The organism is Demequina aurantiaca (genome assembly GCF_050598105.1).
In the GTDB taxonomy this organism is placed as follows: Bacteria; Actinomycetota; Actinomycetes; order Actinomycetales; family Demequinaceae; genus Demequina; species Demequina aurantiaca_A.
In genome coordinates, this window is record NZ_CP192436.1 from 1863055 (window position 1) to 1875612 (window position 12558).

The 12558-nt window shown below is 67.1% G+C and carries 12 protein-coding genes; 4 read left to right on the top strand and 8 right to left on the bottom strand.

The window, feature by feature from the left end:
- Nucleotides 1-41: 41 nt before the first annotated feature.
- The 8 genes from ACQU6B_RS08430 to ACQU6B_RS08465 all read right to left on the bottom strand — a co-directional run bounded on the left by ACQU6B_RS08430 (nt 42) and on the right by ACQU6B_RS08465 (nt 8059).
- A complete protein-coding gene (locus ACQU6B_RS08430; RefSeq protein WP_430867104.1) occupies nt 42-887 on the bottom strand; it encodes a FliA/WhiG family RNA polymerase sigma factor in 846 nt (281 codons plus the stop codon).
- An 8-nt stretch (nt 888-895) separates the two neighbouring features.
- Nucleotides 896-1852 carry a tyrosine recombinase XerC gene (locus ACQU6B_RS08435; RefSeq protein WP_430867105.1) on the bottom strand — a complete coding sequence of 319 codons (957 nt, stop codon included), beginning with the start codon at nt 1850-1852 and terminating at the stop codon, nt 896-898.
- Between the two features lie 112 nt (nt 1853-1964).
- Entirely contained in the window at nt 1965-3161 is a 1197-nt protein-coding gene (dprA, locus tag ACQU6B_RS08440) for a DNA-processing protein DprA (protein WP_430867106.1), read from the bottom strand.
- On the bottom strand, nt 3158-4675 hold the full coding sequence (locus tag ACQU6B_RS08445) for a YifB family Mg chelatase-like AAA ATPase (RefSeq protein ID WP_430867107.1): 1518 nt from the start codon (nt 4673-4675) through the stop codon (nt 3158-3160). Before ACQU6B_RS08445 ends, dprA begins: the two co-directional genes overlap by 4 nt.
- On the bottom strand, nt 4672-5028 hold the full coding sequence (locus ACQU6B_RS08450) for a YraN family protein (RefSeq protein ID WP_430867108.1): 357 nt from the start codon (nt 5026-5028) through the stop codon (nt 4672-4674). The genes ACQU6B_RS08445 and ACQU6B_RS08450 overlap by 4 nt, the downstream gene beginning before the upstream one ends.
- A gap of 300 nt (nt 5029-5328) precedes the next feature.
- The gene (locus ACQU6B_RS08455; protein ID WP_430867109.1) at nt 5329-7005 is read right to left on the bottom strand and encodes an MDR family MFS transporter; all 1677 of its coding nucleotides are present in this window, start codon (nt 7003-7005) and stop codon (nt 5329-5331) included.
- 13 nt (nt 7006-7018) lie between these two features.
- Nucleotides 7019-7657, bottom strand: coding sequence for a TetR/AcrR family transcriptional regulator (locus tag ACQU6B_RS08460; protein ID WP_430867110.1), 639 nt, complete (start codon nt 7655-7657; stop codon nt 7019-7021).
- Nucleotides 7658-7732: 75 nt separating this feature from the next.
- Complete coding sequence (locus ACQU6B_RS08465; RefSeq protein WP_430867111.1) at nt 7733-8059, bottom strand: DUF2469 domain-containing protein; 327 nt, start codon at nt 8057-8059, stop codon at nt 7733-7735.
- Nucleotides 8060-8224: 165 nt separating this feature from the next.
- On the opposite strand from ACQU6B_RS08465, the gene ACQU6B_RS08470 reads away from it, so the two are divergent.
- Genes ACQU6B_RS08470 through ACQU6B_RS08485 form a run of 4 tightly spaced genes read left to right on the top strand, consistent with a single transcriptional unit; the run spans nt 8225 to nt 12508 of the window.
- Nucleotides 8225-9439, top strand: a complete 1215-nt coding sequence (locus ACQU6B_RS08470; protein ID WP_430867112.1) for an ROK family protein — start codon at nt 8225-8227, stop codon at nt 9437-9439.
- A complete protein-coding gene (locus tag ACQU6B_RS08475) occupies nt 9436-10380 on the top strand; it encodes a carbohydrate ABC transporter permease (protein ID WP_430867113.1) in 945 nt (314 codons plus the stop codon). Before ACQU6B_RS08470 ends, ACQU6B_RS08475 begins: the two co-directional genes overlap by 4 nt.
- Nucleotides 10373-11188 (top strand): carbohydrate ABC transporter permease, encoded by an 816-nt coding sequence (locus ACQU6B_RS08480; protein ID WP_430867114.1) that lies wholly within the window; start codon nt 10373-10375, stop codon nt 11186-11188. Before ACQU6B_RS08475 ends, ACQU6B_RS08480 begins: the two co-directional genes overlap by 8 nt.
- Before the next feature lie 33 nt (nt 11189-11221).
- Nucleotides 11222-12508, top strand: a complete 1287-nt coding sequence (locus ACQU6B_RS08485) for an ABC transporter substrate-binding protein (protein ID WP_430867115.1) — start codon at nt 11222-11224, stop codon at nt 12506-12508.
- The last annotated feature ends 50 nt before the right edge of the window (nt 12509-12558 follow it).

The following is a 12558-nucleotide window of genomic DNA, read 5'->3' on the forward strand; positions in this document are numbered from 1 at the left end:
GCGGGCTTGCAGACTTGCGGGCTTGCGGACTTGCAGACTTGCTACGAAAATGCACCGGTCTTGAGCAGGCTCTCACGGAGTTTGCGAACCGCGCCCGAGTGAATCTGGCTGACACGCGACTCGGTCACGCCGAGTATCTGCCCGATCTGAGACAGCGTGAGGTTCTCGTAGTAGTAGAGCCGCAGCACCTCCTGCTCACGGTCTCGCACATCCTGCACGGCAGTAGCGAGCAAGAGTCGCGTTTCCTGGGCCTCGACTGACGCAAAGGCACCTGGCACGGAGAGCGAGACCACCGTGTCGATGGCTGAGGTGTCCGAGTCGGAGGTGCCCAACGTGTCGAGCGCGGCAACATGGCTGAGTGCGACTTGCGCGCGTACGGTGCGCACCTCGCTCGTCTTCCAGCCGACGCGTTCAGCAACGTCCTTGTCGGTGATGGGGCGCATGAGTTCTTGCTCGAGCGTGCGAGTGGCCTGCTCGACAGTGCGCGCCTTGGAGCGGACGGAACGCGGCACCCAGTCAGCGGCGCGGAGCTCGTCGATGATTGCGCCGCGGATGCGAGTGGACGCGTAGGTCTCGAACTTGAAGCCGCGGTCCAGTTCAAACTTTTCGATCGCGTCGATGAGTCCGAACATCCCATAGGAAACGAGGTCACCGAGCTCAACCGTGTCAGGCAGGCGCCCGATCATGCGCGAGGCCACCTGGGTGACTACCGGCGCGAAGTGAGTGATCAGCGCGTCACGGGACTCCTTGCGCGCCGCTGCCTCGCCCTCCTTGAGCCCGAGCCACCAGCCCGTCACCACGTCGTCTTGGAGCGGGGCCAACCGTCGCGTAGGCATCGGCGCGGGCGCCTCTGCTAGCTCCGTGAGCACTGTGTTCAGGGTGGACATTGATCTCCCTAGGCGCGCGGGTGCGCGAGTTGGTAGGTGGCCCGAAGGCGTTCCGCGGACACGTGCGTGTACCTCTGAGTGGTGGTGAGGCTGGCGTGACCCAGCACCTCCTGGACGGATCGGAGGTCCGAACCGCCGTGCAAAAGATGGGTCGCCGCGGTGTGACGCAGCCCGTGCGGCGCGATGTCGCCGATCTCGGCGAACGCGCACAGCTGATGGATCGACTCGCGAATCTGACGCTGGTCGACGCGGTGGCCTCGACGCCCCAACAGGAACGCGGAGTCGGTGACGGAACTGACCAACTGGGGTCGCCCGTGCTCGAGCCATTCGGAAGCGGCGAGTGCAGCCGGGACCCCAAAGGGAACCACGCGCTCTTTATTGCCCTTGCCCATCACGCGAACCAGGTGCTCGTCGAGGTCGACATCGCGGACGTTGGCCCCGGCTAGTTCGCCCACCCGCATTCCGGTGGCGTAGAGCATCTCCGCCGCCGCCCAGTCACGCAGGTGAAGGGGGTTGCCGTCGTCGGCCCGTGTCTGCGCGGCGTGCAGCAGCGTGATCACGTCCGCGGGACTCATGACGGTGGGGATCGTCGTGGCCGGACGGGCCGAGGCCAGACGGGCGGCCGGGTTGGGAACGATCTCCTCAGCCTCCTCCGCCCAGGCGTAGAAAGCCCTCACCGAGGCGCCGCGGCGAGCAAGAGTGGTCCGGCTTAGCCCGTCGGCCGCCATCGATGCGAGCCAGGCCCTCAACTCGGCGATACCGAGCGACCGAAGAAGCTCGTCTACCTGGGAATTCTCGGTATCCGCCGACGATGTTCCGGCAACGCTGCCCTCGAAACCGACGAGGTGCGCCATGTCGCCGAGGTAGGCCCGCACTGTGTTCGCCGCGAGGCCGCGCTGATGCACCAGGTGGCGCTCAAAGCGCGTCAGCAATTCGCTGGTGGTTACCTCGTGCGTTATCGGCATAACGACACTCTGGCACCGTCACACCCGTCAAATCAACCCCTTGAGTCACATTTGTCACATCAGTTTCGTGTCTCAACCCCACTTTGTGCCGTTTTGTCCGAATATTGCGCCACTATCGCGCTTCTCGTCGCACCCAGAGTCCCGCCTCGCGTCGCGCCAAACCCGCCATCTCGAGTCCCCCGAGCGCCGCTCGCGTCTGGGCGAGCGTGAGTCCGGCCTCCTTCGCGATGCCCTCGACGGCCGCTCGCCTGCGGCCTATCGCGCCGTAGGCCTGGCGTTGGTCGGTGTCCGCAAACTCGTGGCGTAGGTCGCGTTCCTCATCCCGCGGAGCATCGGCCCCCTGCGAGCCCAGCGGTTCGGCTAGCGCGAGCACGTCCGCGCCGCACGTCACCAACTGCGCGAGCCCGTCGCGGATGAGTCCGTGACATCCCGCGGAGGACGCCGACGTCACTGGCCCAGGAACCGCCCCGACCGGCCGGATCATCGCGGCCGCATGGCGAGCGGTACTGAGCGCTCCCGAGCGAAGCGCCGCCTCGACCACAACGGTCGCGCGTGCCGTGGCGATGACTCGATTGCGCGAGAGGAACCGCGCTCGGTGCGGCGCATATCCCGGGGGCACCTCGCTGACGGCCACTCCCCCGTCGAGCACCCGCTCGAGCATGTCGGAGTTTCCTGCCGGGTAGAGGCGATCGACGCCTCCCGCCATCACCGCGACGGTCGGCTCTCCCACCGCGAGCGCGGTCCTGTGCGCCGAGGCATCTATCCCGTAAGCGCCACCCGAGACCACCGTGGCTCCCCTGTCCGCCAGCTCTGCCGCAATCGTCGACGTGACGTGCTCGCCATAGGCGGTTGCGGACCTCGCCCCCACGATCGCGATCCCGTTGTCCATGAGCGCCCCCAGGTTTCCGGAGCCCCGTACCCACAGCGCGAAGGGCGCGACCGGCCCCAGGTCGTCGAGGCATCGGGGCCATTCAGCACCCCCACGCACGACGACTCGCGCCCCACACTTGTGCGCGCGCTCGCGGTGCGCCTGCGGGTCCGCCACGTCCAGCCGAGCCACCCATTTCTCGCTGATCTTGAAGGCCTCATTCACTTGCGCCGCGGGGGCGATGGGGGCGAGTTCCATGGTCGCGGCCACGGGGTTGTCGGCGACTCTCCTGACCCAGGCCAGCGCCCGCGCGGGTCCGAGCGTGGCCACCAGCCACGCCGCGCCGACGTCCGCGGGCTCCGCGAGCGCGCTCCACGCCACCAGGGCGTCGGCGTCTGCCGCAGCGTCCGCGTCGGCGCCCACTCGCTCCCGCTCGCTCATGCCGCCACCTCCCGAGTGCGCAGGGTCATCGCCTGGTTGACGTGGCCCAGCGCTGGCGTGGGCGCGCCCTCGAGGTCCGCCAGCGTCCACGCCACTCGCAATGCGCGGTCGACGCCGCGCGCGGTGAGTGCCCCGCGATCCATGGCGGCGTAGACGGGCCTCATCACCTCACGCGGAGTGTTGGCGCGCAGCCAGACCCCGTTGGCCTGCGAGTTCACCTGCCACCCGTGGGCGCTCAGCCGCTCGGTCATGGCGCCCCGTGCGATGCGAACCCGCTCTGCCACCCGGGCGCTCGACTCAGCCTCCTCTTCCGCGTCACGGCGCACGGGTTGCACGTCCACGTGCAGGTCGATGCGGTCGAGCAGCGGCCCAGACAGCCGCCCCATGTAGCGCCGGCGGGCCATCGGCGTGCAGGAGCAGTCGGCCCCCGTGCCGTAGTAGCGGCCGCACGGACAGGGGTTTGCCGCCAGCACGAGCTGAAACCGCGCGGGATAGCGTGCCGCCCCCTGGGCCCGGTGCAGCACCACCTCGCCGTCCTCAAGCGGCTGGCGCAGGGTCTGGAGCACTCGAGTCGCAAACTCGGGCGCCTCGTCGAGGAACAGCACCCCGCCGTGCGCCCGGGAGATCGCCCCGGGGCGCGCCATGAGCGACCCTCCCCCCACGATGGAAGCCGCAGACGCACTGTGGTGCGGCGCCTCGAAGGGAGGCCGCGACAGCAGCCCCTGCTCCGGATCGAATGTTCCAGCCAACGAATGGACTGCGGTGGCGGCCACCGCATCGGCCGCACTGAGGTTAGGAAGGATGGTGGGCAAGCGCGCCGCCAACATGGTCTTGCCCGCACCAGGCGGGCCCAACATCAGCAGGTGGTGACCGCCAGCAGCGGCCACCTCGAGTGCCCAGCGAGCCTCGTGTTGTCCGCGCACCTCCGCCAAGTCGAGCGCATCTACAGCGTGCCGCGCGATCACCGGCGCGACGACGGGCTCGGTCGAGGACGGCCGCGCCTCGTCGTTTCCGTAGTCGCGCGCGAGGTCCGCGAGAGACGCGACCGCATGCACCTGCGCCCCGGGCACGAGTCGCGCCTCCTCCGCATTGCCTGCTGGCACCACCACTCGCGGGCACCCGGAGCCAACTGCCGCCACCACAGCCGGCAGCACCCCACGCACCGGACGAACCCTCCCGTCTAGGCCCAACTCCCCCAGATGAACGGCTCGGGAGGCCGTAGCCGCATCCACCATTCCGGCCGCCGCCATCACGCTGACTGCTATTGCGAGATCCGTCATCGATCCGGACTTGGGCAGCGAGGCGGGCGACAGGTTGACGGTAATTCGCCTCGTGGGCCACGCCAGGCCCGAGCTGGTCACCGCCGCGCGCACCCGGTCGCGAGATTCGCTCAGCGACGCATCGGGAAGCCCGACTATTGCAAACGCGGGAAGCGACGCCGCCAAATGCGCCTCGACGTCGATCACGTGCCCCGTCAGTCCCGCGAGCGCAATGGAGCGCGTCCGGCCAATCACTCGACACCCCGCAGGTGCTCGACGCACGCCGCGCCCGCGTGGGGCAGCGTCACCGCGACTACGTCCACCCGAACCGCGGGAAACGAACGATCCTGCGACGCTAGCCATGCGGAAACCAGGCGCCGGATGCGTTGCAGCTTGCGCGGGGTAACCGCCTCCTGCGGGCTGCCAAATGCCGCACTGCGCCGCGTCTTGACCTCTACCGCGACCAGATATTCGCCGTCGACCGCCACGATATCCAGTTCGCCTTGTGCGCATCTCCAGTTCCGCGCGAGCACCTCCCACCCCTGCTCGGACAGCGACCGTGCCGCTAGGTCCTCGCCGTAGCGGCCCACCTCGTCCTTCGCGGCCATGTGCCACCTCCTGAAGCGAGCCTCGCGCGGGCTCGCCTCCCCCCGCGTGCCCGCACCCGCATCGGCGGACGACGCGGCCGGCGCCCCGCCCTGTGCACAACGGTGCGGCGACACCATGCGTGGAGCGACCACGTGCGGCGCCACCGCGCGCGACCAGACCGCGCGTGACCAGACCGCGCGACGAGGCACCTCGTGCGCCCGCCTCCCTCGCGTCACCTCAAATGCGCCCCCGCCAAGGAACCACAAAGCCCCCGCATCTCGGCGAACGCCGAGCCACGGGGGCCTGTCTTCGTGCGGAAGCTACCTCCGGGAATCGCCACCCGTCGCATCGGCAGCATTGTCGGCAACGGCACCATCGGCGCCAACGGCAACCGTCTCGAGCTCGTGCGTGTCGAGGTACGCGTTCGACGAACCGTCAATCTCGAAGGACTCTGGCACCACGTCACGCTCGATGGTGGTGGCCAACTTCTCCTCCTTGACGAACAGCAGCAGCACAAAGCTGACGAGCACTAGCGGCACCATCAGCAGGAACACGGGCGTGAGCGCGTCGTTGTACGAGTTGACGATGGCGTCCTGGATCTCCGGCGGCATGGACTGCACCGCGGACGGCGTGATTGAGTTCAGGTCGCCACTGGTGGCGACGGAGGCCGGCAGGCTATCGCCGAGGAACTCAATAAGCCGCGACGTGAACAAGCTGCCCACCGCGGCGGCGCCAATCGAGGCGCCGATCTGACGGAAGTAGTTGTTCGACGCCGTCGCCGTGCCGACCGCGGAGACGGGGAACGAGTTCTGCACGATGAGTACCAGCAGCTGCATGGTGAGGCCAAGACCGAGGCCCATCGTGGCGAGGAACACGCAGCGCAGCCACAGCGGCGTGCCCGGCGTCATGGTGGACAGCAGGAACAGCCCGAGCGCGATGAACAAGGAGCCGACCACGGGCAGGAACTTGTACCGCCCCGTCTTGCTCACAAACTGGCCCGAGCCGATCGACGTGATCAGCATCGCAGCCATCATCGGAATCATGAGCAGCCCGGCCTGCGTCGCCGTCACGCCCGTCACCATCTGCAGGTACGTGGGCATGTACGCCAGTGCGCCGAACATCGCGATACCGGTGATGAGGCCAGCGCCCGTGGTGAGGTTGAAGTTGCGCTTCTTGAAAAGGTACAGCGGCATGACCGGCTCGGACGCGTTCTTCTCGATGAGGACGAAGGCGACGCCAACAACCGCGCCGATGACCCACAGGCTGATGATCTGGACCGAACCCCAGTCGTAGGTATTGCCGCCCAGCGAGGTGGCCAGCACAATCGCGGCCGATGCGACGGCAAGGGCCACCATGCCGGCGACGTCGATCTTGGGCTTGCCCTGCGTCCGCTTGGGCAGGTGCAGGAAGAGCACTGCCGAGATGATCGCGGCGATGCCCAGCGGGATGTTAATCCAGAAGCACCAGCGCCAGCTCAGCGACTCGGTGAAGTAGCCACCCAGGAGGGGCCCGGCCACCGAAGCCAGGGCGAACACGCCGCCCATGACCCCCATGTACTTGCCGCGCTCACGCGCGGGGACGACATCGGCGATGATCGCCTGCGCCAGGATCATCAGGCCACCGCCGCCCAGGCCCTGGATCGCGCGACCCGCGATCAGTTCGGGCATCCCCTGCGCGAGTCCACCCACGATCGATCCGACCATGAAGATGGAAATCGCGAAGATGAACAGGCTCTTGCGGCCGAACAGGTCGCCCAGCTTGCCGTAAACCGGCATCATGATGGTCGCGGCCAGGATGTACGCAGTGGTCACCCACAGCATGTGCTCGACCCCACCTAGGTCACCCACAACAGTGGGCAGTGCGGTGGAGAAAATCATCTGGTCGAGGGCTGCGAGCAGCATCGCCAGGATGAGGCCAACGAAGACAAGCAGGATGTGCTTGCGGTCGAGGGCCTCCTCGGTCGTCGCGGGTGGCGACGCCTCGGTTTGGGGACTCATGCGGTTCTCTTCTCTAGGAAATGCTCGCGTCACTGGGACGCGGGGATTGGGTGATGTGACGAATGGTGACGAACGCCTCGTTGAGGTACTCGTTCATAGACATGTCGGTGTGGCCGTGCAGCCAGCCGCGGCCGATCTCCTGCATGGCGCCCATGGTGACGCCGACGATGAAGTGCGCCTGCCGGGCGGCGTCTTGGGCCGACAACTCTGGCTCCCTGTGCGCGACACGACGCCCCACGATCTGAGCGAACTGGCCGCGGGCCTCTGAGATTCGCACGAAGTTGAGCGTGGCGAGCTGGGGCTCGGCGTCCAGCAGCTGCCGGCGCTTGCGGACCAGGTCGCGGTCGATCTTCTCCGCGTCGAATGTCTGAGCGATGAGGGTGGCGAACTCCTCTACCTCGCTCGCCGCGGCGCGCTCGATGTAGCCGACGATCAGCTCCTCCGACGGCATCGGCTTGGCATCGCCAAGAAGCGCCGCCTCGCGGGTCCCGAAGTAGTTATAGAACGTGCGGGCGGAGATCTCCGAGGCTTCGCAGATCATGTCGACGGTGACCGCCTCGTACCCGTGTTCCAGGCACAGGTCGATCGCACTGTGCTGTGCTCGCAGGCGGCTCTCGGCCACCTTGCGCTCCCGCAGGCCCAACTTACGCATGCCTCACCGCTTCAACTCGTTGCATAGTCTGCATTGTTGCAGACTCTGCACCGAACTGTAAAGCGCGGCGGCGTCCTACCTGCTGCGGAGCTGACCCATGTCCGGAATCGCGTCCTCGTCCTGCGAGAGCTCCTCGATGTTGACGTCCTTGAACGTGACCACGCGCACGTTCTTGACGAGGCGGGCGGAGCGATAGACGTCCCACACCCAAGCGTCGGCCATCGTCACCTCGAAGTAGACGTCGCCGCCCGAGGCGCGCACCTGGAGGTCGACCTTATTGGCCAGGTAGAACCGGCGCTCGGTCTCCACGACGTACTGGAACAGGCCCACCACGTCTCGATACTCGCGGTAAAGCGCTAGCTCCGCGTCTGTCTCATAGTTTTCGAGGTCTTCGCTGCTCACGGCTCCATCATGGACACAAACTGGCCCATCGCGCACCTGCCGCGCCGCATCGGTGCCGCGCGAAGGCGAATTGGGCGCCGAGATCAAACCGCAACATTGACTTTGTTGACAAGGTAAGGAACTTAGTTCTAGGGTGACTTTACTAGTAAACAAAGGAGTTAACCGGTGGCCTTTTCATCTGCCCGGAGCGACAACACTCGCTCCGCCGTGCTCGCCCACATCGGGGCCCACGGATCAGCATCGCGCGCCGACCTGGCGCGCTCCCTCAGGCTCTCGCCGGCCCTCATCACGCGGGTTTCCAAGGTGCTCATCGCCGATGGGCTGGTCCGCGAGCTGGACATGACGCCGTCGAACGGTGGCCGGCCCGCCCAACTACTCGGCCTGGTGGACGCTTCGATTGGCGCGATCGGCCTCAAGATCGCCCCCGATCACGTGACGCTGGTCGAGGTCGGCCTCGACGGAGTCGTGGCCCGGAGCACCACCGAGCCGTTCGACGCGCACGACCACCTAGCCCTGAGCGCCGTCGCGGACATCACCTCGCGGTTTCAGGCCGACTCCCGCCACGCGACCATCCTCGGCATCGGAGTGGGCCTGCCCGGAAACGTCCAGGACCAGAGCGAGGACGTCGTCGACTCGACTCAATTGGGTTGGAGCCGGGTCCCGCTGGGAGGCGCGCTGCGCGCCGCGACCGGGCTGCCGGTACTGATCGACAACAACGTGAACGCGCTCGCGCTCGCCGAGTCCCTGTACGGCGCGGGCCGGGCCAAGGACGACTTCCTCGTAGTCACCATCGGAACGGGAATCGGCGCCGGCGTCATGGCGAACGGCTCGATTGTGCGGGGCCACACCGGCAACGCGGGCGAGATCGGCCACATCCCCACCCGCGCGGACGGCCCCGAGTGCCAGTGCGGCGCCCGCGGCTGCCTCGAGTCGCTCATCGGCCAACGCGCGCTCGTCAACACCGCGCGCGACAAAGGCGCGATCGGCCCCGACGGCGGCATCGCCGCGCTGCACCGCGCCGCGGCCAGCGGCGATAGCGCGGCTCAGGCCGTGCTCGAGGAGGCCGGCTACCTGCTGGGCCGGGCCGTGGCTGGCGTCGTCAACACGCTTGACCCCGAACTGATCGTGGTACTGGGCGAAGGCGCCGAGTCGTGGACCCACTGGGCCGTCGGCTTCGAGCCGGCGCTGCGCGGCGGGGTCATCCCGCGCAACCGCGGCATCCGCGTCGCAGTCGAGGCCTGGCAGGACGACCGCTGGGCGCAGGGCGCGGCATGCCTGGTGCTTGGCACGCCGTTCGACTCGGACGGAGTCTCCGGAGAGCAGGGTCGCCTTGTCAGGGAACGGCTCATGGAGCGCGTCGACCAGGACAGCAGCTCATGAGCGCCGTCATGACGACGCCGCTGCCGATCGCGGCGCCGCCCAAGAGGCCGAAGCTCGTCACGGCGGGGTCCCGCAAGCGCCACAACACCTTGGTTGCCCTCGCCTTCCTCGCGCCGTCCGCCCTGCCGTTGTTGTTCTTCACCCTTTACCCCATGGGCCGGGCCTTCTGGACGAGCCTGCACGAGTGGGACCTCCTAGGCCCCATGACGTGGGTGGGCCTTGGCAACTACGTCGACCTCGCCAAGGACCCGGACACGCGGGCATCCTTCGCCCACACGCTCTACTACATCGGCGGGTACTTCCCGCTGGTCTTCATCGGCGGACTAGCGCTAGCCCTCGGACTCAACCGCGCGATGCGCGGACGCAACTTCCTTCGCGGCCTCTACTTCCTGCCCGTCATCACCAGCTGGATTGCCGTGGCCATCGTCTGGCGCTGGCTCCTGAACCCCTCCGTCGGCATCGTGAACCGCGGCCTCGAGATGGTCGGCATCGACGGCCCCGGCTGGTGGACCGACCCAGCGTGGTCGATGCCCGCGATCATCTTCGCGAGCGCGTGGAAGGACCTGGGCTTCGTGATGGTCATCCTGCTTGCCGGGCTGCAGGCCATCCCCACCGACGTCTACGAGGCCGCGACCATCGACGGCGCACGCTGGTGGCGGCGCCTGTGGTCGGTCACGCTGCCGCTGCTCACGCCGTCCATCTTCTTCGTGGTGATCATCTCTCTGATCAACGGCTTCCAGGTCTTCGACCAGGTCTATGCGATGACCGGCGGCGGCCCCGCCGGGTCCTCGGAGGTAGTGGTGCAGCGCATCTACGACCTCACGTTCCGCTACGGCGAGGCCGGCGCGGCATCGGCCCTGTCCTGGATCCTGTTCATCGTCGTCCTCATCATCACCGCGCTGCAACTGCGCGGCGAGCGGAAGTGGGTCAACTATGTCTAGCCGCTCGCGCTCCGTCATCGTGACCTCCGTCGTCGTCCTCGGCGCGCTGGTGATGGTATTCCCGTTCATCTGGACGCTGTCCACCTCGCTCACCGGCGGCGCCGGGCTGTCGTCGACCCCCAGCCTGATTCCCGCCAACCCCACGCTGGATGCCTACCGCGAGCTGTTCACCGCCACCCCGTTTGCACGGGTGGTGATCAACTCGGTGGTGCTGGCTCTGGTCGTCACGGCGCTCCAGCTCATCACCAGCTCAATGGCCGCGTACGCGTTCAGCCGCTTCGAGTTCGCCGGCCGCAACATCATCTTCGCGGTATACCTCGCGACCATGATGATTCCCATTCAGGTGCTGATAGTCCCGCTGTTCGTCCAGATGCGCGACCTCGGGCTCATCGACTCCTACCTGGGCGTCTTGCTGCCGTCGATGGCGAGCGCGTTTGGCGTGTTCCTGATGCGGCAGGCCATGAACACCGTCCCGCACGAGCTCGACGAGGCCGCCCGCCTGGACGGCGCCGGCCACTTTCGAATCTTCACGACCGTCATCATGCCGCTGGTGCGCCCCGCGCTCGCGACGTTCGGCATCTTCGCGTTCATGAGCAGCTGGAACAGCTTCCTGTGGCCGCTCATCATCCTGCGATCCGAGGAGCTCAAGACGCTGCCCCTCGCCCTCGCCTCCCTGCAGGGCCAGTTCACCACCCAGTGGGACGTCATGATGGCCGGCTCGGTCATCAGCATCCTGCCCATGCTGGCCATCTACATCTTCGCCCAGAAGTACGTCATTCAGGGCGTTGCAAGCTCGGGTCTCAAATAATCCGAGATTCATCACCAACCAAAGGAACACATCATGCGCAAGGTAGGAATCGCTGGAATCGGCATCGTCGCCGCGCTCAGCCTGTCCCTAGCTGCCTGCTCGAGCGACGCCACTGACGGCGACGACACGAGCAGCGCAAGCCCGAGTGCCTCGCAATCCGCGCAGGCCGAACCAGTCACCATCACGTACTCGAACTTCATCTCCAATGGCGGAAATGAAGACAACCTCACGGCCATCATCGACGCGTTCCAGGCCGAGCACCCCAACATCACCGTCGAGGTCAGCACCCTCCCGTATGGCGACTACTTCACCGCCCTGCAGACCGACCTGGCGGGCGGCACCGAGGCCGACCTGTTCGACATCGAATACGCCAACTACTCCACCTACCAGTCCAGCGGCGTGCTCGCGCCGCTCGAGGGCGTCGACACCTCGGTCTACAAGCCCGATGTTGCGGCCGGTTACCAGACCGACGGCACGCAGTACGCGCTGCCGTCCTCGTTCTCTACGGTGGTGCTGTACTTCAACCAGGACCTCTTCGACGCCGCCGGCCTCGACTACCCCACGTCCGACTGGACCTGGGCCGACGAAAAGGCAGCAGCAGAGGCCCTCACCGACTCCAGCGCCGGGGTGTGGGGCGACTACCAGCCCATTAGCTACTACGAGTTCTATAAGGCACTCGCGCAGGCGGGCGGCGACTTCCTGAACGCCGACGGCACCGCGGCGGCGTTCAACTCGCCCGAGGGCACGGCCGCCGCAAACTGGCTGGTCGAGAAGTCTGGCACGGTCATGCCGACCGCCGAGCAGGGTGCTGGCACCCCCGACTTCGACACGGGACTGTGGGCTGACGGCAACCTCGCCATGTGGCACTCCGGAATCTGGATGTTCGGTGCGGCCGCGGACAGCGACTTCGCGTGGGACATCGCCGTCGAACCTGGCGACACTCAGAACGCGAGCGCGGTGTTCTCGAACGCAGTAGGCGTCTCCGCGAACACCGACAACCTCGAGGCCGCGGAGATGTTTGCCGAGTTCCTCACGAGCTCGCAGACCATGGTCGACATCCGACTCGACTCCGGGTGGGAGCTGCCCGCGATCTCTGACCAGGCGCAACTGTCGACGTACCTCGACCAGACGGACCCGGCTAACCGCCAGGCGGTCTTCGACTCGCTCGACGCCATCGCATGGCCGCCCATCATCGGCGACGGTCAGGCTGAGATGCAAGACATGATCAGCGAGCAGCTGACCGAGGCCGCTGCCGGTCGCATCACGGTCGAAGAGGCTCTCACCAACGCCGAGAGCGCCGTCAACGACCTCTTGGGTTAAGCCGAGGCGTGGTGGCAGCGACCTGAATTCGCTGCCACCACGCTGGTCCA

Bases quoted from the DNA above. Each gene is read 5' to 3' on its own strand.
- ACQU6B_RS08480 (WP_430867114.1), top strand. From the start codon at position 10,373: ATGTCTAGCCGCTCGCGCTCCGTCATCGTGACCTCCGTCGTCGTCCTC.
- ACQU6B_RS08475 (WP_430867113.1), top strand. From the start codon at position 9,436: ATGAGCGCCGTCATGACGACGCCGCTGCCGATCGCGGCGCCGCCCAAG.
- ACQU6B_RS08435 (WP_430867105.1), bottom strand. From the start codon at position 1,852: ATGCCGATAACGCACGAGGTAACCACCAGCGAATTGCTGACGCGCTTT.
- ACQU6B_RS08430 (WP_430867104.1), bottom strand. From the start codon at position 887: ATGTCCACCCTGAACACAGTGCTCACGGAGCTAGCAGAGGCGCCCGCG.
- dprA (WP_430867106.1), bottom strand. From the start codon at position 3,161: ATGAGCGAGCGGGAGCGAGTGGGCGCCGACGCGGACGCTGCGGCAGAC.
- ACQU6B_RS08485 (WP_430867115.1), top strand. From the start codon at position 11,222: ATGCGCAAGGTAGGAATCGCTGGAATCGGCATCGTCGCCGCGCTCAGC.
- ACQU6B_RS08455 (WP_430867109.1), bottom strand. From the start codon at position 7,005: ATGAGTCCCCAAACCGAGGCGTCGCCACCCGCGACGACCGAGGAGGCC.
- ACQU6B_RS08460 (WP_430867110.1), bottom strand. From the start codon at position 7,657: ATGCGTAAGTTGGGCCTGCGGGAGCGCAAGGTGGCCGAGAGCCGCCTG.
- ACQU6B_RS08450 (WP_430867108.1), bottom strand. From the start codon at position 5,028: ATGGCCGCGAAGGACGAGGTGGGCCGCTACGGCGAGGACCTAGCGGCA.